Genomic DNA, 22,546 nt, shown 5'->3' with positions numbered 1-22,546 from the left:
AAAAAAATCCGAAACCTGTGGTTTCGGATTTTTGCTATTCAGCATGTGGCAGAGCGGGGTTATCCCCTCGCCTGCCACGTCGGCAGAACTTACTCGGCAGCCATGCGGGCTTCGATGTAAGCCAGTGCGCGGTCAATGCGCGCCAGCACGCGCTCCTTGCCGACCAGTGCCATCACCGCGTCGATGGCTGGAGATTGGCCCAGACCGGTGACGGCCACACGCAGCGGCATACCAACCTTGCCCATGCCCTGACCCAGCTCGGCGGCGGTCGCTTCAATCAGCTCGTGCAGCGCTTCGGTGGTCCAGGTTTCCAGGGCAGCCAGCTTGGCCTTGGCCAGGGTGAGCGGCTCGGCGGCAACGCCACGCAGGTGCTTCTTGGCAGCCGCCTCGTCGATGGCCTCGTACTCTTCGAACAGGTAGCGGCTCTGGGCGGCCATCTCGACCAGGGTGTTGCAACGCTCGGCCAGCAGGGTGACCACGTCGGCCAGCGCCGGGCCATTGCTGGTGTCGATCTTCTGGTTTTCCATGTGCCATGCCAGATGCTTGGCAACATAAGCCGGCTCCAGGCTGCGCATGTAGTGGTTGTTCAGCCACAGCAGCTTGTCGGTGTTAAACGCTGAGGCAGACTTGGAGATGGCATCCAGGCTGAACAGCTTGATCATCTCTTCCAGGCTGAAGATCTCCTGATCGCCGTGGGACCAGCCCAGACGCACCAGATAGTTCAGCAGCGCTTCCGGCAGGTAGCCGTCGTCGCGGTACTGCATCACGGAGACTGCACCGTGGCGCTTGGAGAGCTTGGTACCGTCGTCACCCAGGATCATGGATACGTGGGCAAATTCCGGTACCGGCGCGTTCAGCGCCTTGTAGATGTTGATCTGGCGCGGGGTGTTGTTGATATGGTCTTCGCCACGCACCACGTGGGTGATCTCCATATCCCAGTCATCGACTACAACACAGAAGTTGTAGGTCGGCGCACCGTCGGTACGGCGAATGATCAGATCGTCCAGCTCGGTGTTGGCGAACTCGATGCGGCCACGGACGTGGTCGTCGAACACCACGGAACCTTCGGTCGGGTTGCGGAAACGGATCACGTGCGGCGCATCGGCCGGGTGATCGTGGGCGTGGTCGCGGCACTTGCCGTCATAACGGGGCTTCTCGCCGTTGGCCATCTGACCTTCGCGCAGCGCTTCCAGACGCTCTTTGGAGCAGTAGCACTTGTAGGCACGGCCGTCAGCCAGCATCTCGTCGATCAGCGCGTTGTAGCGATCGAAGCGCTTGGTCTGGTAGTAGGGGCCCTCATCCCAGTTCAGCTCCAGCCATTCCATGCCCTCAATGATGGCGTCGATGGCCTCCTGAGTGGAACGTTCCAGATCGGTATCCTCGATACGCAGCACAAACTCCCCCCCCTGGTTCTTTGCAAACAACCAGGAATAGAGTGCGGTACGGGCACCGCCGACATGCAAAAAGCCGGTCGGGCTGGGAGCAAAACGGGTTTTGACTTTCATCTTTAAGCCTTGTGTAGAGGGCCTTGGGCCAATTCGTTAAAAAAACCGTCGCATTTTAGCACCGACAATCACGGATGGGAAAACCATGAAGCCGCAAAGGGCAAAGTAGCGGGTTTAATGTGCGCAACGCCGCCCTGCCCCCCCTGATCTTTGAAGGGGATCGCAGAACAAAATTCCCATTTCCGATTTGCTATGCATAGCGCTGGAGAGCTGCCTCCTCCTGCCGATATCCAGACAACTCTCAACGCCCCACGCAACAAGAACAAGGAAGAGACGATGCAGTTCCGTTCAATCCAGACCCGAATACTGGTCATGGCCGGGATCGCCATGACGACAGCCCTGGTCATCCTGATCCTGCTCAACCAGTACTCCGGTCAACAGACCCAGAAGCTGACCATCAGCTCCAGCCGCGCCGCCCTGCAGCAGGAGGCATGGCAGAAGGTCAGTGCCAACGCCCGCGCCGAAGCGGCCACCATCACCCAGCTGTTGCAAAAAGGGCTCTCCTACACCCAGCAGATGGCCAGCGTCTTCGCCCAGCAACAGCAGGGCAAGCTGCCGCTCGATCGTCAGCAGGCCACCGACCTGCTCAAGGCCCAGCTCGCCCTTGAGCCCCAGCTCTACGGCGCCTTCGCCGGCTTCGAGCCCAACGGCTTCGACAGTCAGGATGCCAGCTTTGCCGGCCAGACCGCGCTCGGCAGCGACAGCAAGGGGCGCTTTGTCCCCTACTTCTATCGCGACAAGGACAAGGTCGGCACAGATCTGCTGCTCTCCATCGAGAAGAGCGAGACCGACAGCTTCGGCAACCCGGCCAACGACTACTACGCCTGCCCGAAACGGGAGGGACGCTCCTGCCTCATCGATCCCTTCAAGGTGGATATCAACGGCCAGCAGGTGCTGGTGAGCACCATCACCACTCCCATCATGGTAGATGGCCAGTTCAGGGGGATCGCCGCGCTCGATCTGGCGGTGGACTCCATCAGCCGTCAGGCCCAGTCCCTCAACAGCAACATCTATGACGGCAAGGGGGAAACCCTGATCGTCAGCGCCGCCGGCGTTATCACCGGCACCAGCGGCGATGCCAGCCTGCTTGGCAGCAGCGCCGAGAAGGTGCTGGGCAGCCAGTGGCAGCAGTACCTGAAACCGGAAGTTCAGCGTCAGGAGCTGGACGAGTCATTCCGCATTTCCGTCCCCATCATGGTGCCGGGAATGAGCCGCAACTGGGCCATCATCGTCACCCTGCCCTACAAGGTGGTACTGGCGGGCGCCGATCAACTGGAAAGCCAGCTGAGCGACATGAACCAGGCCGCCATGACCCAGCAATTGGTGGGCGCCGTTATCGTACTGGTGCTGGCGCTGGCCACCATGCTGGTGATTGCCCGCAGCATCACTGGCCCCATCCGTCAGATGGTCAGCCTGGTGGATGACATCGCCGATGGTGAAGGGGATCTCACCAAGCGCCTCGCAACCCGATCTGTCGACGAGCTGGGGGATCTCGCCAAGGGGATCAACCGCTTTATCGACAAGCTGCAAGGGCTGCTCGGGGATGTGCTCAAGACTGCCAGCGAGGTGAACCGTTATGCCGGTGATACCGACCGCATCGCCGGTCAGACCGACAACAACCTGCAGCACCATCAGGCCGAGATGGAGCAGATGCTGACCGCGGTACAGGAGATGTCCTACGTCAGTCAGGAGGTCGCCACCCACGCCAACAATACCGCCGACTCGGCCAAACAGGCGCAAGGCGCCGCCGATCAGGGCAAGGAGCGCTTCCAGCAGGTGATCCAGTCGATGCACAAGGTCGCGGCAGAAGCCGGTAAAGGGGCCGAAGTGGTGGAAGGGCTGGCTCACGACAGCGCCCAGATCACCAGCATCCTCACCGTCATTCAGGGGATTGCCGATCAGACCAACCTGCTGGCTCTCAACGCCGCCATCGAGGCTGCACGGGCTGGCGAACAGGGCCGCGGCTTTGCGGTGGTGGCCGACGAGGTGCGCAAACTGGCGGGCAATACCCAGCAGGCGGTACAGAACACCCAAGAGTTGATAGAGAAGATCCGCCTCAGCTCCACCAATGCAGTCAACGCTATCACCCAGAGCCAGCAGCTGACCCATCAGGCGGTGGGCGAGGCGGATCTGGCGGAAGAGGCGCTAGGCAGCATCTACCAGGCCATCTCCACCATCAACGACATGACCTATCAGATCGCCTCCGCCGCCGAAGAGCAGAGCTCGGTCTCAGAAACCGTCTCCGGCAACCTGTCAAAAACCAACGCACTGGCCAACGACATTGCTCAGGATGCGACCGAAACGGCCAAAGCCAGTCAGGCATTACGTCAGGCGGCCGACAAATTGCAGCAATTATTGGGTCAATTTCGTCTCAGCTGATAATTTTCCGCATCAGGACTCTCCCCCTCGGGGGCGAGTCCGTTTACCATAGGCGACGAATTTGCCTGATGGCAGGCAATGTAGTGAGAGGTAAATGCCGTGCCCACCCCGGACCGTCGCCCACGAGGCCATAACAGACGAGCCCAACAGCGTCGCCAAGACGAATCACAAGGATCCCTGCTCCATCGCATCAATGCCGCGACCCTGTCCCTGCGCCAACGTTTTGGCCAAGGGATAAGCAACCTCGGCCAACGCCGCCAGGATGCCAAAGCAGGCAAATTCAAGCTGTCCAGCCCGCTGCCCCGCAAAAACACCATAGGTCTGCTGATCCTGATCCCGCTCTGGTTGCTGGTGCTGGCCTGGGAGCCAGCACCATCCGCTCCCAAAGCAGCCCCTTCCGGCTCGCTGGAAGTGCCGCTGGCCGTACCTGCTCAAGCTCTAACTGTCGGCAGTGGCGCAGCAGGCAGTGCCCCCGCGGCTGCCAAGCCGATCGAAGAGAAGGTCAACGGCACCTGGCTGCAACACGATGTGCAGGCGGGTGAGACCCTCTACTCCATCTGGCGTAAATTCGAGTTGCCGGGTGCCGAGCTGAGCCGCCTGATCGCCATCGAGGGGCCGGATCGCCCCCTGACCCGCCTGCAATCGGGCCGCTCTATCTTCATCCTGGTGGACGACACCCGCCGCATCCAGCGGGTGGAGATCCGCTCCTATGGTCAGGCGGTTTACCGCTACGACCGGCAGGGCGAAGGGTTCGTCCTCAAGGAATAACAAAAACGGGAGGCGCTGGCCTCCCGTTTTTTTCAGTCAAATATCTTCAAATAAGCTACTGACTTCACAATATTTTTAGCTTGTTCAAAAAACGAAAGGGGTCAAATTGACAAGGATCGGCGCTAACGTACAATCGTTTGTGCTTTAGACAGGGATTGTTCTACGTGCTACTGGGACAAAGAGACGTGGTCAGTCATGAGCCAACCCCTGCTTGCAAGGCAAATGCAGCCCAGCACGGGCTTAGTTTCATTTTGTTATTGATAGGATTTAGCACATGTCTGACATTCGCACCGGCCAGGTAAAATGGTTCAACGAAACCAAGGGTTTTGGCTTTATTGAACAATCCCAGGGTCCGGACGTATTCGTTCACTTCTCCTCCATCCAGAGCACCGGTTTCAAAACCCTGGCTGAAGGTCAAAAAGTCCAGTTCACTGTGACCCAGGGCAAAAAAGGCCCTCAGGCTGAGAACGTTACTCTGGTCTAAGCCCGCGCCAGTGAATCATGCAGGAGGAGCCAAGGCCCCTCCTCTTTTTTGCCCGCAATTCTCGCCTCCCACCACCTGTTACAACCGCTTGCCTCGTACAATCCGCACCATGAGCCCACATCCCCTTCCTGTTGGCAGGAGGTGGTAGAGACGCGCCTAGTAAACGCCAGATACGACAAAGCATCGCAGTGCGATGTGAGGGGCAATTCAGAGGGATTATGAAGACTTCGAAGAGAGATTGGAGCGGGAAACGAGACTCGAACTCGCGACCCCAGCCTTGGCAAGCGCGGATCATGCTCTACCAACTGAATGTGGCTGCGATTGTATGGAGAAACTTAATTTGTGAGCTTGGGGGGAAAGATACTGAATTTGAAGAGAGATTGGAGCGGGAAACGAGACTCGAACTCGCGACCCCGACCTTGGCAAGGTCGTGCTCTACCAACTGAGCTATTCCCGCAACAGAATGTCATTTACAAGTGATTGGAGCGGGAAACGAGACTCGAACTCGCGACCCCGACCTTGGCAAGGTCGTGCTCTACCAACTGAGCTATTCCCGCAACGGAATGTCACTTACAAATGTTTGGAGCGGGAAACGAGACTCGAACTCGCGACCCCGACCTTGGCAAGGTCGTGCTCTACCAACTGAGCTATTCCCGCAACAGAATGTCATCTGCAAGTGATTGGAGCGGGAAACGAGACTCGAACTCGCGACCCCGACCTTGGCAAGGTCGTGCTCTACCAACTGAGCTATTCCCGCATCGGAATATCACTTACAAATTTTTTGGAGCGGGAAACGAGACTCGAACTCGCGACCCCGACCTTGGCAAGGTCGTGCTCTACCAACTGAGCTATTCCCGCAACAATTTGGTTGTCTTGAGGCTGGCTGATGATTGGAGCGGGAAACGAGACTCGAACTCGCGACCCCGACCTTGGCAAGGTCGTGCTCTACCAACTGAGCTATTCCCGCATCGGGCTGGTTTGCACCAGTGTCATCATCAGATTTTTGGAGCGGGAAACGAGACTCGAACTCGCGACCCCGACCTTGGCAAGGTCGTGCTCTACCAACTGAGCTATTCCCGCAACTACCTTAAAACAGGCCGTACAGCATTTGGTTGCTTGCGCTACTGTACGGGAGCCGAATTATAAGAGCAGTCATTCCAATTGCAAGGGCTTTTTTGTCTGGTTGCGCGCGTTCGCTCAAAAGCTGGCCGAACTGTCGATTTTAGCAGCCAGCGCATGACAAACCCTTGCCGGGGAATCAGATCTTGAAGACGTGGCTGCGATAGAACTGCAGCTCTGCGATGGATTCGCGGATATCGTCCAGCGCCTGGTGGGTGCCGCTCTTCTTGAACTGATCCAGCAGTTCCGGCTGCCAGCGGCGTACCAGCTCCTTGATGGTGCTGACATCGACGTTGCGGTAGTGGAAGAAGGCTTCCAGCTCGGCCATGTGCTTGACCATGAAGCGGCGATCCTGACCGATGCTGTTGCCGCACAGCGGGCTGGTGCGCTCCGGCACCCATTGGCGAATGAAGTCGAGGGTCTCGGCAATGGCTTTCGCCTCGTCGTGCTGGCTAGCCTTGACCCGGGCCACCAGACCGCTCTTGGTATGGGTGTTGACGTTCCACTCGTCCATCTTGGCCAGCTCTGCATCGCTCTGGTGGATGGCGATCACCGGCCCTTCGGCCAGTACGTTCAGATCCTTGTCGGTGACTATGGTGGCAATCTCCAGTACCACGTTCTGTTCGGGGTCCAGACCCGTCATCTCCATGTCGATCCATACCAGGTTCTGCGCGCTGACTGTCATGATTGCTCTCTCTATTGGGAGGAATGGCGGAATTTTGCCAATTTACATGTATCATACTGGCTTTGGATCTGTTCATAAACTGGCGAATCGAGTGGCAAAGAAAGCAAAACTCAATCTGGGTCAACAAAGGCGCGTCCAGGCCAACCGCGAACGGCGGCTGCAAAAAGATCACACCACAGTGGTGGATGACACCCTGTTTGGCCCCGCCATCGAAGGGGTGGTGATCAGTCGTTTTGGTCAGCACGCAGACGTGGAAGCGGTCGATGGCACCATCCACCGCAGCAACCTGCGGCGCAGCAGCATCAGCAGTCTGGTCTGCGGCGACAAGGTGGTGTGGCGTCCCGGCCTCAATGCCGCGACAGCGGGCGTCATCGAGGCGGTGCATCCGCGCCACTCGGTACTGACCCGGCCGGACTTCTACGACGGGGTCAAACCCATCGCCGCCAATATCGACCAGATCATCATCGTCTCGGCGGTGATGCCCGAGTTCTCCACCAACATTGTCGACCGCTATCTGGTGGCAGCCGAGGATGTGGAGATCCGCCCCCTCATCGTGCTGAACAAGGTCGACATGCTCGATGATGCCGCCAGAGCGCGCATCGAAAGCCAGCTCGAAACTTACCGCAAACTCAATTACGAGGTGCTGCTGGTGAGCTGCGAGAGCGGCGAAGGGCTGGATGAGCTTAAAGCTGCTCTGACCGACAAGATCAGCATCTTCGTTGGCCAGTCCGGAGTGGGCAAGTCGTCCCTCACCAACGCCCTGATGCCGGGGCTGGATGTACTGACCGGCGAGATCTCCGAAAACTCGGGGCTCGGCCAGCACACCACCACCACGGCGCGGCTCTACCACTTCCCGAGCGGTGGCGATCTCATCGACTCCCCCGGGATCCGCGAGTTTGCCCTCTGGCATCTGGAAGCCGACCGCATCACCTGGTGCTTCGTCGAATTCCGCGACTACCTGGGTGGCTGCAAGTTCCGCGACTGTACCCACAAGGACGATCCCGGCTGTGCCCTGCGCGCCGCGGTCGACGCGGGCGCCATCAGCGCCGATCGCTTCCATAACTATCACCGCATCCTGGAAACCATGCAGGAAGCCCGTCACGGTCGCCAACAGGCGCGCCTGTGACCCTGTTTAACCTACGTTGATGATGAACATGAGCATTACTGACAACCTGAAAATTGCCGGTCAATACTGTCTGCCCAAGCACGCCCTCTCCCGTCTGATCGGCAAGTTTGCCGCCGCCGAAGCGGGCAACATCACTACCAAGGTGATCGAGGCTTTTATCAAGCAGTACCAGGTCGATATGAGTGAGGCGCTGCACGAGAGCCCGGCCCACTACAAGAGCTTCAACGAGTTCTTCACCCGCGAGCTCAAGCCCGGCATCCGACCCGTGGTAGAGGATGCCATGACTCTGGCGCTGCCGGTCGATGGCACCGTCAGCCAGCTCGGCCCGATCCAGCAGGGTCGCATCATTCAGGCCAAGGGCCACGACTACAGTGCTCGCGAGCTGCTGGGCGGCTATGAGGATCTGGTTGCGCCGTTCAAGGATGGCGACTTCGCCACCATCTATCTGGCGCCCAAGGATTACCACCGCATCCACATGCCGCTGGATGGCGTACTGGAGAGCATGGTGTTCGTGCCGGGTGATCTCTTCTCCGTCAACCCGCTCACCGCCGAGAACGTGCCAAACCTGTTTGCCCGCAACGAGCGGGTGGTAGCCACCTTCCGCACCCCGCACGGCCCGATGGCGCTGGTACTGGTTGGTGCCACTATCGTGGCCAGCATCGAGACCATCTGGGCCGGCAACATTGCGCCGACCAAAGAGAAGAAGGTTGTGCGCTGGGACTACACCGGCGACGAGGCCATTACCCTGCAGAAAGGTGCCGAGATGGGCCTGTTCAAGCTGGGCAGCACCGTGGTCTGCCTGTTTGGCCCGGGTATGCTGGCCGGTTTCGAACCTCACTTGGCCAACGGGGTCACCACCCGCATGGGTCAGCCCTTTGCCAAGCTGGCGGAGCAGGCATGAGCGAGCAACCGAACGCCTCGCAGAAGAACAACCCGCTGCACGGGCTGACGCTGGAAGCCATCGTCACTGCGCTGGTCGAACACTACGGCTGGGAAGAGCTGGGGCAGCAGATCAATATCCGCTGCTTCACCGATAATCCCAGCATCAAGTCCAGCCTGAAGTTCTTGCGCAAGACCCCCTGGGCTCGGGAGAAGGTCGAAAGCCTCTACCTCTACGTCCAGCGCAAGCAAGCCAAATCGAAGAAGGAAGGGCAAGATGGCCTTTAAGATTACGTACACCTATAAAAAACAGGCCAAAGAGATCGGCTACGCGAACGATAAGTTCCGCAGCATCTTCGACGCCATCGCCGCTGCCGAAGGGCTGGATCTCACCAGTTTTCACGCAATGGAGGCCCAGCTGGCTCAGGTTTGCCGCCGTGACAAAAAGAGCGTGAAAGATTATCAGGAGAACTACTTCAAAGAGTTGGGATTCTCCAACATCGTCATCGAACGGGATCTTCAGGAGTAACCATGCGCACCTTGACTCTGATGGCCGCCTCTCTGCTACTGGCGGCATGCAGTACACCGGAACAACATCTGGTTGGCAGCGATCGCGACAGCCACGGCTGTATCGGCAGTGCGGGCTATCAGTGGTCAGCGCTGACTGGCAAATGTGTGCGCCTGTTTGAAGAGGGTGTACGGCTCAATCCGACCGATGCCAGCCAGACCAGCAGCGCCTTCGTGATGTTCAATGCCGACCAGACGCAGGCCGAATTGCATCTGCCAAGCGGCGAGCAGCACCGGCTGACCCGTCAAGGTGCGGAGGGCAACTGGTCGTGGCAGGGCAGCGGCTACACCCTCTTCATCTGGAAGGGTTATGTGCTCAAGTCCGGTGACAAGGTGCTCTATCACGGGGAATAACCCCGAGGAATAGCGCACTGCGTGGTATCGGCGCGATACCCGCGAAAAAAATGCCGACCCAAGGGGTCGGCATTTTTGTATCTGACACAACCGGTTATCAGGCGCGGCTGAGGTAATCGGCCTGCCCTACCCACTTGTAGCTGGTGAGCTCGGTCAACCCCATGGGGCCACGGGCATGCAGCATCTGGGTCGACACCGCCACCTCGGCCCCCAAACCAAACTGGCCACCATCGGTGAAACGGGTGGAGGCGTTCACATAGACAGCCGCCGAACCGGCGCCATTGACGAAACGCTCGGCGTTGGCCAGATCGTTGGTCAGGATGGCATCGGAGTGGCCGGCGTTATGCTCGCGCATATGGGCCAGCGCTTCGTTGACGTCTGCCACCAACTTGACCGCCAGCGTCAGCCCGAGCCACTCGGTATCGAAATCCTCCGGCCCTGCCTCGCACAAGTTGTCGGCGCCAGTCAGCAGCGTCATGGCGTTGGGCGCGGCCACCAGCGTCACCTTGCGCTCGTTCATCAGCGTCACCAGCTGCGGCAGGAAAGCCGAAGCGACTTTCTCGTGTACCAACAGGGTATCGAGGGCATTGCAGGCGGAGGGGCGTTGCACCTTGGCGTTGTCGATAACCGCCAGAGAGCGCACCAGATCAGCACTCTCGTCGACGAAGATGTGGCTGATGCCAAAGCCGCCAATGATGACCGGAATGGAGCTGTTCTCCTTGCACATCTTGTGCAGGCCGGCACCGCCGCGGGGGATGATCATGTCCACATAGCGGTCGAGGCGCAGCAACTCGCCGACCAGCGCCCGATCCGGGTTGTCGATGTACTGCACCGCCGCCTCGGGCAGGCCGGAGGCCGCCAAGGCATGCTGGATCACCCGCACCAGCTCCAGATTGGAGTGAAAGGTCTCGCGCCCGCCACGCAGTATGCTGGCGTTGCCGGTCTTGAGGCAGAGGCTGGCGATGTCGATGGTGACGTTGGGGCGCGCCTCGTAGATGACGCCGATAACCCCGATGGGCACCCGACGACGGGAGAGCCGCAGGCCATTTTCCAGCACCCGGCTATCCATTTCAGCACCGACCGGATCATCCAGCGTGATCACCTTGCGCACATCCGCCACAATCCCGGCCAGCCGGGCCGGATTGAGCAGCAGGCGATCCAGCATGGCTTCTGACAAGCCAGCCTCATGCCCTGCCGCGATATCCTTGTCGTTGGCCGCGAGGATCTGTTCACTGCGCGCCTCCAGCTCGTCAGCGATGGCGGCCAGCGCCCGATTCTTCTGCGCTGTGCTGATGGTAGCCAGCTGATAGGCGGCTTCACGGGCCGCCTGCCCCATTTTCTCCAGACTCATCTCGGTTCCCTTTGTTCATGCTGTGCCGCCCTGATTAGAGCAGCACCATATCGTCTCGATGGATGGCTACTGAACCATATCCATAGCCCAGTACCTGCTCAATCTGATCCGAGTGGACGCCGCGCAGCTTCTCCAGCTCCAGATGGTCGTAACGGCAGATACCGCGCGCCAACTCGGCGCCTTTGGGATCAAGAATACGCACCACATCGCCCCGAATGAAATCGCCCTTGACTGCCACAATCCCCTTGGGCAGCAGGCTGGAGCCTTTCTCCTTCATGGCGGCCACTGCGCCCGGATCCACATGCACTTCGCCGTGAGGAGGTGGGCCTGCCAGGATCCAGCTCTTGCGTCCTTCCAGCGGGGACGCCAGCGCGGGAAACAGGGTGCCAATCCGCTCACCCTTGGCAAGACGGCCAATCACCTCCGGCATCTGGCCGGTCGCGATCACCACGTTGACGCCGGCGCGGCGCGCCACATCGGCGGCCTGCAGCTTGGTAGCCATGCCGCCGGTGCCGAGGCCGCTGACACTGTCACCCGCCAGTGAGCGCAGGGTATCGTCGATGGTCTGCACCTCTTCAATAAGCTGGGCGTCGGGATTGGTACGCGGATCGGCGGTAAAGAGCCCCTTCTGGTCAGTCAGCAGGATCAGCAGATCAGCATCCGCCAGAATGGCGGCCCGTGCGGAGAGGTTGTCGTTGTCGCCGACCTTGATCTCGGCGGTCGCCACCGCATCGTTTTCGTTGATCACCGGAATAATGCGGTGATCGAGCAGGGTGCGCATGGTGTCGCGGGCGTTGAGGTAGCGCTCCCGATCTTCCAGATCGGCGCGGGTCAGCAGCATCTGGCCGATATGCAGACCGTAGAGGTTGAACAGATCCTGCCATACCCGAATCAGCTGGGTCTGACCAACCGCCGCCAGCATCTGCTTGTTGGGAAGGGTTGGCGCCAGTGGCGGGTGACCCAGATGTTCACGCCCGGCGGCGATAGCTCCTGATGTGACGACCACGACCCGATGGCCGTGACGGTGCAAGGCCGCACACTGTCTGACCAGCTCGACCATATGGGCACGATTGAGCTGGGAAGACCCCCCTGTGAGCACGCTGGTGCCCAACTTGACGACTATGGTTCTGTTTTCCATGGGAGCATAAAGGCTAAAAAGTAAGGAATATCTTTATACCCACGGCTATGGAGCCCTGCAAGGCAATTAACGCCGGGGCGAGGAGATGAAGCAAAAGCCCGGATGATTGCGGTCGGAAGGGGAGATGGCTGACTGATGGCCCGGCAAACAGCGGGATGCTGCTCGCCGGGCATCAGGGATCAAGCGGCGGTCACGGTCAACTCATTGGTGACCTGATCCGCTGGCGCTAACTGACACTCCAGAGCCGTCAGTTTGTCGCTGATGAGCTTGTAGAAACGGTTGAGGGTCCGTTCCACTTCTACCTGGTGCTTCTTGGGGATCGGCTTGTCCAGCCACTCACCATCAGCATTGTAGAAACCGAGCTGATAGTGGTAACGGAAGTGGTGATCGTCCTGCTCCAGCACCAGCCACCAGCCCCAGAACTCCCGTTTGTCCGGCGCCGGCTTGGCGCTGACACAGACCGACAGGCAGTCGAAACGATAACGCCCCTCTTCGCAGAGATCTTCGCGTAAATAGGGGCCAATGGCAGCAAACTGCCTCAGCAGTCGCTTGTAGGTCACTCTTTCAGACATGTTAACCTCCCTGTTAAACAAGCCGCGCCACCTCGGGATGGCGTCAGTTCTTTAGCGCAATGTCAGGTACACAAATGCTGTTTCAGCCACTCGACGATTTCGTCCAGCGCCTTGTCATACACCTCCAGCAAAGGCTGTTTGTCGAATACGATGGCCTTGCCGTTACGACTGGCCGCCGCCAATGCCCGTACATCCTGCTCGGGACAAATAAAATCTCGCTTGTGTCCAATACTCAATATCGGCACAGAGGTGCGAGTCCCCAGTAATCCTTGTGTTTTAAGTGAAAATACCTGGCACTTGGTACGCATGCCGTCCCACTGCGCCGCATCCGCCCCCAACCGGTTGGCCAGACTATCCCGCATCATGCGCGGGCACTTGGCAAACAGCTCCTGATTGGTAAACACCTGATTGACCCCGGCGCCGACACAGACCACGGTGCGCAGCTTGAACGGCTCGATAAAGGCCAGTCTGGCTGCGATATTACCCGCCAGACGCATCCCCACCATGGCGATACGCTGATGATCGACCCAGGCCACTTCGGAGAGATAATGGAGCACCGCCTGATGGAGACGGCTGGTATCCTGCACCAGCGGCCAATGCTCGGCATAGCCAACCCCGGGCATATCGAGGGAGAGCATGCCGATACCGTTGGGCTCGAGCCGCTTGAGATAGAAGTTGAGGAAATCGAGCTGCAAGGAGTCGATCCCGCCGCTGATGATCACCAGCGGCACTGGTTTTTCGGTCGTCGGCAGGTGGAGATAACCCTGAATATGCTTGCCGCGAAAAGGCACCTGGATCTCTTTGAGCGGCACCTTGAACAGGCGACCCGCCTCGCGATAGGCCATGTTACCGAGCAGCTGGGCCTGATCCGCCAGCTCGTCATCCTTGAGATGGGGATAGCTGGCGATGGAGTAGTAGCGCACCGCCTTGAGCAGCTGTTTCAAGGCGCCAGAAGGATCACCCTTCTCGCGCAGTTCGCGGCCCTGCTTGAAATAGTTACCAGCCACTTGGCTCCACTCGTAGATCCAGTTGCCGGGCACATAGCCCTTGATGGTATCGAGATAGCAATCGTGGGTACGCTCGCCGGTCGCCATGGCGATACGGGCCAGGGTCTGCTCCACTTCGATGGGATCTGCCCCCTGCCAAGTCCAGGAGGGGCGGCGCAGCAGGCGATACCAGCTCTTTGACATGGAGCCGTCGATAAACATCTCGTCTGACTCGGCTTGCGCCAGATCAGCCGCACTGGAGTTGGAGATCTCGGATGTTTCCAATACCTTCTTGACGCGGGTAAAGAGCTGCTCGGTCAGGTTTAGGTCTTCGTTCAAGTCCAAGATAGTGTCCCATTCATATCAGGCAATAGCTCATCTTAACCACTTTTACTGCCCATCAGCCACCCTGCAACAGATTGATACACAAAAAAACAGGGCTCCAAATTGGAGCCCTGTGAAACCATTATTGCCGGTTGCGACCAATGGACGCAGCGAGCGTCACATCCCGATTCCGTTACTTTTCGTCGCAGATCGGTGTGGCGAACTCCAGTGCCATATCCCACGGCTGTTCAATCCAGGTATCCTGCGGGATCGCCACTTCGAAATCGTCCAGCAGCGCTTCGCCCATCGGCTTGGCGAAAATCGCGATGAACTTGGCTTTCGGATAGAGCTCGCGGATCGCCTTGGCGGTAGTGCCGGTGTCTACCAGATCTTCCACCACCAGCCAACCTTCGCCGTCACCGGCGGTGGTGGCAGCCTTCACGACCACCAGCTCGCGCTGGCTGTCATGGTCATAGCTGGAGATGCAGAGGGTTTCCACATTACGAATGCCAAGTTCACGGGCCATCAGGGCTGCGGGCACCAGACCACCACGGCTGACCGCAATGATACCTTTCCACTGGCTGACAGGCAGCTGACGACGGGCCAGACGGCGAGCTTCACGTTGCAGGTTGTCCCACGACACATAGAACTTTTTCGGCATGTTATCGATCTCGAATAGTTATTTAAAAACAATCACTTAAAATAACAACACCCGCAATTATCCCTGCGGATGCCAGTAAATGGCGGCCCTTGCCCGACTGAATTCAGATTGCACTTCGGCTGCCTCAGGGCTAAGCCTCGGCAGCAAATCTGATAACAATGGAAGCAAGATGGGCTTATCCGGCGATCGGTTAGATGATGTGTCCAAACCGCGGACAGGCTGTTGGGCCGATATGATAGCACCGTTTGCAGAGAAAATGCCTGGCAAACGTATGCCAAAAACAGGAAAAATCGGCATCACCCTCTCCATTCGGCCCATCTCGAGCGCCAAACGACTAACCTGCCGTCCCTGCTGCCGAGTCCTAATAGCTGTGCGGCAAATCGCAGATAAAAAAATAGCAGGGGGAGGATTTACCTCACGCACCTGCTGCTTTCTCGCCTCTGCCTGGTTGGGCAGCTCGTCTTAGCGACGAGTGACGAAGGGATTAGGGTAGCTGAAACCCTGGGTATACAAAGAGGGGGCAAACCAATAGGTTGAGTTGCTGCCTGGCATATTGAAACTCCTGATTGCTTAACAAGTTACGTACCTTTAATGCGGGCTCAAATCCTTGAACGAACACTCGGTTCCATGGAGGCGCACTTGCTTTGCTTCGGTTCCCTGGAGGCTTTCATCGTCATCCTGACGGGTGGCTAACCACGGGAGCTAATTTACCAGTCGGTGCGTTAAATTCAATATTTTTGTGAGATCGGTCACACATTTTCTTTTCTATCGGTCAGCGTCGTCCGAACCTGACGATCGTACTGCCTGGTTGCCATCAGCCAGCACAAGCTGCCTGCGATTTGCGCTGATTGCTCACATTTTTGTGTGATTGACTGTATTATCGTTATCCTCTTCCCCGGCCCGCTGATGGGGCCCTGTTAATTCCGTGCTGGTAAGGAGTCCCGACGTGGCACAGCTTAGCTCTCTCTCTCCCAAACTGATTTGGCATTTCTTCGAACAGATCTGCTCCATCCCCCACCCTTCCAAACATGAAGCCAAACTGAGCGCCTGGATCATCCAATGGGCTCAAGGGGAAGGTCTGGCAGTCAAGCAGGACAAGGTCGGCAACATCATCATCAAGAAACCGGCCACCCCGGGGATGGAAAACCGCAAAGCCGTGGTACTGCAGGCCCACATCGACATGGTGCCGCAGGCCAACGCCGACACCAAACACGACTTCGCCAACGATCCCATCGATGCCTATGTCGATGGCGAGTGGGTCACGGCCCGTGGCACCACCCTGGGTGCCGACAACGGCATCGGCATGGCCGGTTGTCTGGCTGTGCTGGCTGACAAGACCATCAAGCACGGCCCGCTGGAAGTGCTGCTGACCACAGACGAAGAGACCGGCATGACCGGCGCATTCGGTCTGGAAGCGGGCTGGCTGGAGGGCGAAATTCTGCTCAACACCGACTCCGAAGAGGATGGCGAGGTCTATATGGGCTGCGCTGGCGGTGTGGATGCCAATATCCGCTTCCCGCTCGAGCTGGTTGATGCTGCTGAAGGTGAAGCGTTCGAGCTGGCGGTCAAAGGGCTGCGTGGCGGCCACTCCGGTTGCGATATCCATCGCGGCCGTGGCAACGCCAACAAGCTGCTGGTGCGTCTGCTCAAAGCAGCCGAGCCGCTGGGTGTTCGTCTGGCCGAGATCCACGGCGGCACCCTGCGCAACGCCATCCCGCGCGAAGCCCGTGCCACCCTGCTGGTGCCTGCTGCCAGCGTAAACGAGTTCAAGGCGCTGGTTGACCGCTACACCGGGATCTACCAGACCGAATTGGCCGCCACCGAGCCAAACCTGACCGTGCAGGTCAACAGCGCCGCCAAACCGGCCAAGCTGATGAGCGTCTCCCTGCAGCAGCGCCTGCTGGATGCCCTGATGGCCTGCCCGAACGGCGTGATGCGCATGAGCGATGCCATGCCCGGCGTGACCGAAACCTCTACCAACCTGGGGGTCATCAAGACTCAGGATGGCGAAGTGTACGTCCAGTGCCTGATCCGCTCCCTGATTGACTCCGGCCGCGAGAGCATCGAGCAGATGACCCGCTCCCTGTTCACCCTGGCAGGCGCCAGCTGCGAATTCACCGGTGCCTATCCGGGTTGGGCGCCGAACGTGGACTCCCCCGTCATGGCGCTGGTACGCAACAGCTACCAGACCCTGTTTGGCACCATGCCCAACGTCATGGTGATCCACGCTGGTCTCGAGTGCGGTCTGTTCAAGAGCGCCTATCCGGAGTGGGACATGGTCTCCTTCGGCCCGACCATCCGCGGTGCCCACTCCCCTGACGAGAAGGTACATATCCCGGCGGTCGAACGTTTCTGGCAACTGCTGGTGCACGTACTGGAAGCGATTCCGGCCAAGTAAGCCAGCCCGGATAAAACAACAAAACAAAGCCCCGCACTGCTGCGGGGCTTTTTATTGTCTGTTACAGCCAGATTTTGGCGCTTACCGGATGCCGCGGGCCTCGCGGATCCACTCCCAGGCTTGCTGGATCTCCTGGGTCTTCTCCTTGGCCATCTCCATCATCTCCGGCGGCAACCCTTTGGCGGCCAGCTTGTCCGGGTGATGTTTGCTCATCTCCTTGCGGTAGGCGCGCTTGATATCCTGATCGCTGTCGCTCTCGCTCACTCCCAGCAACTGGTAGGCATTCTTGAGCCGATCCGCAGAGGGTGCCGCCTGCCGATACTGCTGACCACCGGAATGGCCCCCCTGATACTGGCCATGAGCCTGATTGAAGAAGTTCATCTGCGCCTCGGCCATTGCCAGAATGCGAGCCAGCTCGATGCGGCTGAAGCCCAGTTCGTCGGCAATGGTGTGCAGAATGGCGCGCTCGCCCTCCTCTACCCGCCCGTCGGCAAAGGCCGCCTGCAACTGCACTTCGAGGAAGAAGCGCAGAATATCGCGCTGCCCCAGACTGGCACGGCGGAACTCGGCCAGGGTCTCACGCAGCGGAAAGTCGGCCTCTTTACCGAGACGAAACGACTCCTGCGCCCGGGCACGCAGTTCGCCCGCCAGCCGCATCCGATCCATCAGGTTGGAGGCAACCCGGATCTCCTGTTCGGTCACCTGACCGCTCGACTTGGCGATGTGACCCATCACCGAGAAGGTGGCGTGGAAGAAAACGGCTTGCTGCGCCTGACTAGGGCCGCGACGAAACGCCCCCTGCAGCCCCATGCCACGGTCGAAACGGTGGCCTATCCAGAGGCCAATCAGGGCGCCGATAATATTGCCGAGCAGAAAACCGAAGAAGGCGCCCAGCACCTTACCCCAAATACGCATGGTTCAAGACCTCTTGAAGTTAATGAGTGCGGGCCTGGAGCTGGTCATCCAGCTCGCGCAGTCGATCGACCGTGCCGATATCGCGCCACTCGCCAGCGAGCAGGCTGCCGCCTACCCGCCCTTGCGCCATCCAGTCACGGAGCAGGGGCGCCAGCTTGCGGGCGCCGCCCGCGAGACCAGCAAAGGCCGCCGGATCATATAGTCCGACCCCGCTGAAGGTAAACGCTGGCGTATCCATGACTCGCCCCCCTTGCAGGGCAAAGTCCCCGCTCGGGTGCTGGGGCGGATTGGGCACCAACCAGAGGTGGGCCAGATCATCGCCAAGGGGCTGGCTGACCAGAGTGTGATAATCGAGATCGAGCCAGGTATCGCCGTTGATCACCAGAAAAGGGTCTGCGCCCAGTAGTGGCAGCGCCTGCACGATGCCGCCCGCGGTCTCCAGTGCGCTCTCCTCGGCTGACCAGTGGATGGTCACACCAAGCGCACGGCCATCACCCAGGCTCTCAACCAGCTTGTGGCCAAGCCAGGCGTGGTTGATGACCAACTCGGTCACACCGGCAGCTTTGAGTTTTTCGATGTGATGAACGATGAGCGGCTTGCCCCCCACCGCTAGCAGCGGCTTGGGCAACAGGTCGGTCAGCGGGCGCATCCGCTCGCCACGGCCAGCGGCCAGGATCATCGCCTTCATGGTTTAACCCCAGCGTTGGCGATCCCCGGCAACACCACCTGCTCCAGCCACTGACCAAAACGGGCCAGTACCGGATAGGCACGACCATGAGTGCGACAGACATCCACCACATAGCCGAGGGTACGGGGAATATCCTTGAGATAGCCGGACTTGCCGTCGCGATGATAGAGCCGGGTGAAGATCCCCGCCGCTTTGAGGTGGCGCTGCATGCCGGTCAGGTCGGCATCACGACGGAAACTGGCATAATCGAGCTCGCCAAGCAGACCCACCTGTTGCAGGGTGGCAAAGCCGTGGCGCATCCCTTCATCGATCACCTCGTCAGGCCAGCGTACGTAGCAATCTTTCAGCAGGGAAACCAGATCATAGGTAAGCGGCCCGATGACCATATCCTGAAAATCGATGATGGCCAGCCGGCTGCTCTCGGGGGTATCCCCGCCACATACCATCAGGTTGCGACTGTGAAAATCTCTATGCATCACCCCCTGCGGCTGGGCCAGATTGCAGGCGGTGAGACAGGCAAAGGTCTCGTCCAGCAGTTGCTGCTCTTCATGGCTCAGGGTCAGTTGCAGATGATGACCCAGCAGCCACTCGGGAAAAATGCTGTTCTCCCGTGCCATAAAGGCGGCATCGAAGGGTTCAAGCGCCAGTTCAACCGCCCCCAGGCGGGGCAGCAAATCAATCGCCTTGCCATACCAGGCCAGCACGTTGTGCTCGTTCAGGCGGCTGATAAGCTGGGTATCGCCCAGGTCACTGACCGCCAGCAGCCCCTGTTCGTAGTCCACCGCCTTCACCTCTGGCGCCAGCAGCTGACGCGCCAGCAAGGCGGCCGCGTTACGAACAAACTCATGATTTTTTTCGGTTTTCGGATTGGCATCCACCCAAACCAGACCACCACCGCGATAGTAGCGGCGGAAGCTGGCATCACCGGAAATGAGGGTCAACTGAAGATTGGCATCACCGGAAATACGGCGTGCCCACTGCAATAGCAGGGAATCGCGATCGTGCATAAATAGAGGACCAAGGTGGAAAGCAGCACTTGGCTGTTAGCCCTGGCCGCAATAATGCTTTATCATTGTCGGCTAACATAAAGCAATGACATGCAATGTCAACTCGATGAAACCTGTCGTAAAATGCATGCCTTGGATCAACCGTATCTATCACGGATTGCACGAGTCTTTCACATGACAAAATGGACACTGGGGTACCTCTATCCCATCGCCCTGACTATCAGCCTGGCCCCCGCACTCACCCCTATGATGGTGCAGTCGGCCCCGTTTGAAGCGCCTCCAGCCACCGGCATTCTCGATAGTCTCTGCTATGACTATGTTCCCAAGATAGAGAAGCCTGCATCGGATCAGGATGCCAACGCACAGCCGGTCGAGGTTGATGCTGACCGTCTCGAGGCCAAACAGGGCGGCACTGCCGTCTATGAAGGCGACGTCAAGGTTCGTCAGGGTGTTCGCAAGTTTGACTCCGACTATGCCCAGCTCGATCAGAAGAGCCGGGATGTCATCGCCATCGGCAACATCTATTACAACGACGGTCAGGTGACCGTCACCAGCGACAAGACCCTCAAATCCAACCTGGATACCAAGAACTCCGAACTGGAAGAGGGCAAGTATCAGGTGCATGGCTCACCGGTGCGCGGCTTTGCCAAGCGCGTGGTGATGACCAACAACAACCAGAACATCACCATGGAGGGGGCCCAGTACACCACCTGCCCCCCCGGTCAGGAAGTGTGGACCCTCAAGGCGGGCAGTATCGACATCGACCAGAAAGAGGTGTTCGGCGAAGCTTGGAACGCTAGCCTCTGGCTCTATGACTACCCGGTGTTCTACTTCCCCTATATCAACTTCCCCATCAAGGATGAGCGGAAGACCGGTCTGCTTTACCCGGGTTACAAGCAAAGCTCCAGCAACGGCATGGATATCACCCAGCCCTTCTACTGGAACATTGCCCCCAACTATGATGCCACCATCACCTCCCGTTTTATGGATAAACGCGGCCTGATGGAGCAGGTGGAGTTCCGCTACATGCCGGACCCCGCCCACGCAGGCATCCTCTACTTTGAAAACCTGGCTGACGACAAGCAGTATGATGCCGGCAACCCCAGCTTCATCAACCCGTCGACCGGTACCCCTTACCTCTCCGATGGCCATCGTTACCTGATGAACGTCCGCCACAGTTCCACCCTGATGGATGGCAGCCTGCGTCTAGGCATCGACTACACCCAGGTGCGCGACAAGGATTACAACTATTTCAACGACTTCAGCCCGCAAGTGGGCACTCAGGTCGACAGCCAGTTGCAGCAATCCTTTACCGCCGGCTACTACCAGCACAACTGGAACCTCACCTCCGAGGTGCGCCGCTACCAGATCCTGAGTCCGTATGCGCTGCTACCCCACGAGATGCTGCCGCGTATCGACTACAACTACTTCCAGCAGGGCAAGTGGTTCGATCTGGCCTGGAACAGTGAACTGACCAAGTTTGGCTATAACAGCGGCAGTGCCACCATCCAGCAGGCCGGTGAGCGCTATACCGCCACCCGCCTTCATCTGGCACCCACCCTGACTGTGCCCCTGGTGGATGCACCGGGTTACTACCTGACCAGTCAGTACAAATTGATGTTTACCTCCTACAACCAGGAGGTACCCAAGGATCTGGTTAGCCAGGACCGCAGCCGCTTCACCGATGCAGACAGCAAACAGCTGACTCTGAAAGAGGGCACTATTACCCGTACTCTACCGTCCTTCCGCCTCAAGGGGGGCGTTAACTTCGATCGGCCGCTCGACTGGTATGATGGCAAGGGCACCCAGACCCTGGAGCCCGAGTTCCAGTACCTCTATATCCCTTACAAAAATCAGGACGAGATCGGGATCTACGACACCACCACCACCCGTCAGGATTACTACAGCCTGTTCAGTGATCGCCGCTTTGCCGGTCTTGACCGCATCAGCGATGCCAACCGGGTCACCGTTGGCCTGACCAGCCGGGTCTATGACAATGTGGGTGATGAACGGTTGCGTCTGGCAGTAGCCCAAGCCTTCGAAATGACGCCACCCAAGGTGCGCCTCTACCCTTCAAATCCGGAAAGCACCAACGCCCGCTCCCTGCTCTCGTTTGAGGGGGATGCACGGATCACCGATGAGTGGTTTGCCCACGCGGGGACCCAATACGATACCTCAGAGGGTGAATTTACAGCTGGCAATGGTGCGGTCGAGTACCGGACCGGCAAGCTGACCACTCAGGCCAACTACCGCTACATCAAGGATGGCAACCTGGACTATCGCTATCCGACCAACACGGCGCTGGCAGAAGATCTGAGCCAGGCGGGTCTGGTGATGATGGCGCCGATCGCCGACCAGTGGCAGATGTATGGCGGTTACTACCGTGACATCAAACAGGATGTGAACATTGACCGCAAGATCGGTGTCAAATACGACTCCTGCTGCTGGAGCATCAACATGAGCCTGGAGTGGCACAATCAGCCGGACAACATCACTCTGAAGCCCACTTCGGAAAGAGTCATTGGTCTGCAGTTTGAAATGAAGGGACTTGGCAGCGTGGGTACCGGTGGCCGCAGCGTCACACTGGATACCGAGCTGTTGCCCTATGTTCGCCCGTTTAATCTGAAAGGCCAGCAATGA

20 protein-coding genes and 7 tRNA genes are annotated in these 22,546 nt (G+C 58.8%); 10 read left to right on the top strand and 17 right to left on the bottom strand.

What is annotated here, in order from left to right:
• Window positions 1-89: 89 nt before the first annotated feature.
• Window positions 90-1,505, bottom strand: a complete 1,416-nt coding sequence (gltX, locus tag AB5Y90_RS13405) for a glutamate--tRNA ligase (protein ID WP_368166967.1) — start codon at window positions 1,503-1,505, stop codon at window positions 90-92.
• Window positions 1,506-1,781: 276 nt separating this feature from the next.
• Here gltX and AB5Y90_RS13400 point away from each other — a divergent pair, with 276 nt between their 5' ends.
• From AB5Y90_RS13400 to AB5Y90_RS13390, 3 genes are all read left to right on the top strand, one after another.
• The gene (locus AB5Y90_RS13400; RefSeq protein WP_201952605.1) at window positions 1,782-3,884 is read left to right on the top strand and encodes a methyl-accepting chemotaxis protein; all 2,103 of its coding nucleotides are present in this window, start codon (window positions 1,782-1,784) and stop codon (window positions 3,882-3,884) included.
• A gap of 99 nt (window positions 3,885-3,983) precedes the next feature.
• Window positions 3,984-4,652: a LysM-like peptidoglycan-binding domain-containing protein gene (locus AB5Y90_RS13395; RefSeq protein ID WP_307895418.1), complete on the top strand. Its 669-nt coding sequence runs from the start codon at window positions 3,984-3,986 to the stop codon at window positions 4,650-4,652.
• A 274-nt stretch (window positions 4,653-4,926) separates the two neighbouring features.
• Complete coding sequence (locus tag AB5Y90_RS13390; protein ID WP_005338972.1) at window positions 4,927-5,136, top strand: cold-shock protein; 210 nt, start codon at window positions 4,927-4,929, stop codon at window positions 5,134-5,136.
• A gap of 381 nt (window positions 5,137-5,517) precedes the next feature.
• On the opposite strand, the gene AB5Y90_RS13385 is transcribed toward AB5Y90_RS13390, so the two are convergent.
• The 8 genes from AB5Y90_RS13385 to orn all read right to left on the bottom strand — a co-directional run bounded on the left by AB5Y90_RS13385 (window position 5,518) and on the right by orn (window position 6,940).
• Window positions 5,518-5,593 (bottom strand) — tRNA-Gly (locus AB5Y90_RS13385).
• A 24-nt stretch (window positions 5,594-5,617) separates the two neighbouring features.
• Window positions 5,618-5,693 (bottom strand) — tRNA-Gly (locus AB5Y90_RS13380).
• Between the two features lie 24 nt (window positions 5,694-5,717).
• A tRNA-Gly gene (locus AB5Y90_RS13375) sits at window positions 5,718-5,793 on the bottom strand.
• A 24-nt stretch (window positions 5,794-5,817) separates the two neighbouring features.
• Window positions 5,818-5,893: transfer RNA gene (locus AB5Y90_RS13370), tRNA-Gly, on the bottom strand.
• 25 nt (window positions 5,894-5,918) lie between these two features.
• Window positions 5,919-5,994: transfer RNA gene (locus tag AB5Y90_RS13365), tRNA-Gly, on the bottom strand.
• Between the two features lie 33 nt (window positions 5,995-6,027).
• A tRNA-Gly gene (locus AB5Y90_RS13360) sits at window positions 6,028-6,103 on the bottom strand.
• Between the two features lie 37 nt (window positions 6,104-6,140).
• Window positions 6,141-6,216: transfer RNA gene (locus tag AB5Y90_RS13355), tRNA-Gly, on the bottom strand.
• Window positions 6,217-6,394: 178 nt separating this feature from the next.
• Window positions 6,395-6,940, bottom strand: coding sequence for an oligoribonuclease (orn, locus tag AB5Y90_RS13350; protein WP_368166965.1), 546 nt, complete (start codon window positions 6,938-6,940; stop codon window positions 6,395-6,397).
• Between the two features lie 91 nt (window positions 6,941-7,031).
• On the opposite strand from orn, the gene rsgA reads away from it, so the two are divergent.
• The 5 genes from rsgA to AB5Y90_RS13325 are packed head-to-tail and all read left to right on the top strand — an operon-like array spanning window position 7,032 to window position 9,866.
• A complete protein-coding gene (rsgA, locus tag AB5Y90_RS13345; protein WP_041202348.1) occupies window positions 7,032-8,066 on the top strand; it encodes a small ribosomal subunit biogenesis GTPase RsgA in 1,035 nt (344 codons plus the stop codon).
• 28 nt (window positions 8,067-8,094) lie between these two features.
• A complete protein-coding gene (gene asd, locus AB5Y90_RS13340) occupies window positions 8,095-8,967 on the top strand; it encodes an archaetidylserine decarboxylase (protein ID WP_026034874.1) in 873 nt (290 codons plus the stop codon).
• Window positions 8,964-9,233 carry a VF530 family DNA-binding protein gene (locus tag AB5Y90_RS13335; RefSeq protein WP_005349372.1) on the top strand — a complete coding sequence of 90 codons (270 nt, stop codon included), beginning with the start codon at window positions 8,964-8,966 and terminating at the stop codon, window positions 9,231-9,233. Before asd ends, AB5Y90_RS13335 begins: the two co-directional genes overlap by 4 nt.
• A complete protein-coding gene (locus tag AB5Y90_RS13330) occupies window positions 9,223-9,474 on the top strand; it encodes a DUF2960 domain-containing protein (RefSeq protein ID WP_201952613.1) in 252 nt (83 codons plus the stop codon). Before AB5Y90_RS13335 ends, AB5Y90_RS13330 begins: the two co-directional genes overlap by 11 nt.
• Before the next feature lie 2 nt (window positions 9,475-9,476).
• Window positions 9,477-9,866: a hypothetical protein gene (locus tag AB5Y90_RS13325; protein ID WP_368166963.1), complete on the top strand. Its 390-nt coding sequence runs from the start codon at window positions 9,477-9,479 to the stop codon at window positions 9,864-9,866.
• Window positions 9,867-9,963: 97 nt separating this feature from the next.
• Here AB5Y90_RS13325 and AB5Y90_RS13320 read toward each other — a convergent pair whose 3' ends face one another.
• The 5 genes from AB5Y90_RS13320 to gpt form a co-directional block, all read right to left on the bottom strand.
• Entirely contained in the window at window positions 9,964-11,217 is a 1,254-nt protein-coding gene (locus AB5Y90_RS13320) for a glutamate-5-semialdehyde dehydrogenase (protein WP_307895420.1), read from the bottom strand.
• A 34-nt stretch (window positions 11,218-11,251) separates the two neighbouring features.
• Window positions 11,252-12,355 carry a glutamate 5-kinase gene (proB, locus tag AB5Y90_RS13315; protein WP_236367563.1) on the bottom strand — a complete coding sequence of 368 codons (1,104 nt, stop codon included), beginning with the start codon at window positions 12,353-12,355 and terminating at the stop codon, window positions 11,252-11,254.
• Between the two features lie 179 nt (window positions 12,356-12,534).
• Complete coding sequence (gene crl, locus AB5Y90_RS13310; RefSeq protein WP_005339003.1) at window positions 12,535-12,927, bottom strand: sigma factor-binding protein Crl; 393 nt, start codon at window positions 12,925-12,927, stop codon at window positions 12,535-12,537.
• 62 nt (window positions 12,928-12,989) lie between these two features.
• A complete protein-coding gene (frsA, locus tag AB5Y90_RS13305) occupies window positions 12,990-14,258 on the bottom strand; it encodes an esterase FrsA (protein ID WP_005349360.1) in 1,269 nt (422 codons plus the stop codon).
• Between the two features lie 172 nt (window positions 14,259-14,430).
• Window positions 14,431-14,898: a xanthine phosphoribosyltransferase gene (gpt, locus tag AB5Y90_RS13300; RefSeq protein WP_005339007.1), complete on the bottom strand. Its 468-nt coding sequence runs from the start codon at window positions 14,896-14,898 to the stop codon at window positions 14,431-14,433.
• A gap of 946 nt (window positions 14,899-15,844) precedes the next feature.
• Between gpt and AB5Y90_RS13295 the strand changes: the two genes are divergently transcribed.
• A complete protein-coding gene (locus tag AB5Y90_RS13295; protein WP_368166962.1) occupies window positions 15,845-17,296 on the top strand; it encodes an aminoacyl-histidine dipeptidase in 1,452 nt (483 codons plus the stop codon).
• 81 nt (window positions 17,297-17,377) lie between these two features.
• On the opposite strand, the gene djlA is transcribed toward AB5Y90_RS13295, so the two are convergent.
• From djlA to AB5Y90_RS13280, 3 genes are read right to left on the bottom strand one after another with little or no spacing between them, the layout of a single operon-like run.
• Window positions 17,378-18,211, bottom strand: a complete 834-nt coding sequence (gene djlA / locus AB5Y90_RS13290; RefSeq protein ID WP_201952633.1) for a co-chaperone DjlA — start codon at window positions 18,209-18,211, stop codon at window positions 17,378-17,380.
• 19 nt (window positions 18,212-18,230) lie between these two features.
• The gene (gene murU, locus AB5Y90_RS13285) at window positions 18,231-18,899 is read right to left on the bottom strand and encodes an N-acetylmuramate alpha-1-phosphate uridylyltransferase MurU (protein WP_120414851.1); all 669 of its coding nucleotides are present in this window, start codon (window positions 18,897-18,899) and stop codon (window positions 18,231-18,233) included.
• The gene (locus tag AB5Y90_RS13280) at window positions 18,896-19,906 is read right to left on the bottom strand and encodes an aminoglycoside phosphotransferase family protein (RefSeq protein ID WP_368166961.1); all 1,011 of its coding nucleotides are present in this window, start codon (window positions 19,904-19,906) and stop codon (window positions 18,896-18,898) included. Before AB5Y90_RS13280 ends, murU begins: the two co-directional genes overlap by 4 nt.
• 174 nt (window positions 19,907-20,080) lie before the next feature.
• On the opposite strand from AB5Y90_RS13280, the gene lptD reads away from it, so the two are divergent.
• Entirely contained in the window at window positions 20,081-22,546 is a 2,466-nt protein-coding gene (gene lptD / locus AB5Y90_RS13275) for an LPS assembly protein LptD (RefSeq protein WP_368166959.1), read from the top strand.

It is taken from the genome of Aeromonas sp. R4-1, assembly GCF_040908325.1.
GTDB lineage: Bacteria > Pseudomonadota > Gammaproteobacteria > Enterobacterales > Aeromonadaceae > Aeromonas > Aeromonas veronii.
Note: the sequence above shows the minus strand (reverse complement) of the source record. Positions and strands in the feature narration are given on the sequence as shown.

Bases quoted from the DNA above. Each gene is read 5' to 3' on its own strand.
- gltX (WP_368166967.1), bottom strand. From the start codon at position 1,505: ATGAAAGTCAAAACCCGTTTTGCTCCCAGCCCGACCGGCTTTTTGCAT.
- AB5Y90_RS13400 (WP_201952605.1), top strand. From the start codon at position 1,782: ATGCAGTTCCGTTCAATCCAGACCCGAATACTGGTCATGGCCGGGATC.
- AB5Y90_RS13390 (WP_005338972.1), top strand. From the start codon at position 4,927: ATGTCTGACATTCGCACCGGCCAGGTAAAATGGTTCAACGAAACCAAG.
- orn (WP_368166965.1), bottom strand. From the start codon at position 6,940: ATGACAGTCAGCGCGCAGAACCTGGTATGGATCGACATGGAGATGACG.
- asd (WP_026034874.1), top strand. From the start codon at position 8,095: ATGAGCATTACTGACAACCTGAAAATTGCCGGTCAATACTGTCTGCCC.
- AB5Y90_RS13335 (WP_005349372.1), top strand. From the start codon at position 8,964: ATGAGCGAGCAACCGAACGCCTCGCAGAAGAACAACCCGCTGCACGGG.
- AB5Y90_RS13330 (WP_201952613.1), top strand. From the start codon at position 9,223: ATGGCCTTTAAGATTACGTACACCTATAAAAAACAGGCCAAAGAGATC.
- AB5Y90_RS13325 (WP_368166963.1), top strand. From the start codon at position 9,477: ATGCGCACCTTGACTCTGATGGCCGCCTCTCTGCTACTGGCGGCATGC.
- AB5Y90_RS13320 (WP_307895420.1), bottom strand. From the start codon at position 11,217: ATGAGTCTGGAGAAAATGGGGCAGGCGGCCCGTGAAGCCGCCTATCAG.
- proB (WP_236367563.1), bottom strand. From the start codon at position 12,355: ATGGAAAACAGAACCATAGTCGTCAAGTTGGGCACCAGCGTGCTCACA.
- crl (WP_005339003.1), bottom strand. From the start codon at position 12,927: ATGTCTGAAAGAGTGACCTACAAGCGACTGCTGAGGCAGTTTGCTGCC.
- gpt (WP_005339007.1), bottom strand. From the start codon at position 14,898: ATGCCGAAAAAGTTCTATGTGTCGTGGGACAACCTGCAACGTGAAGCT.
- djlA (WP_201952633.1), bottom strand. From the start codon at position 18,211: ATGCGTATTTGGGGTAAGGTGCTGGGCGCCTTCTTCGGTTTTCTGCTC.
- murU (WP_120414851.1), bottom strand. From the start codon at position 18,899: ATGAAGGCGATGATCCTGGCCGCTGGCCGTGGCGAGCGGATGCGCCCG.
- AB5Y90_RS13280 (WP_368166961.1), bottom strand. From the start codon at position 19,906: ATGCACGATCGCGATTCCCTGCTATTGCAGTGGGCACGCCGTATTTCC.
- lptD (WP_368166959.1), top strand. From the start codon at position 20,081: ATGACAAAATGGACACTGGGGTACCTCTATCCCATCGCCCTGACTATC.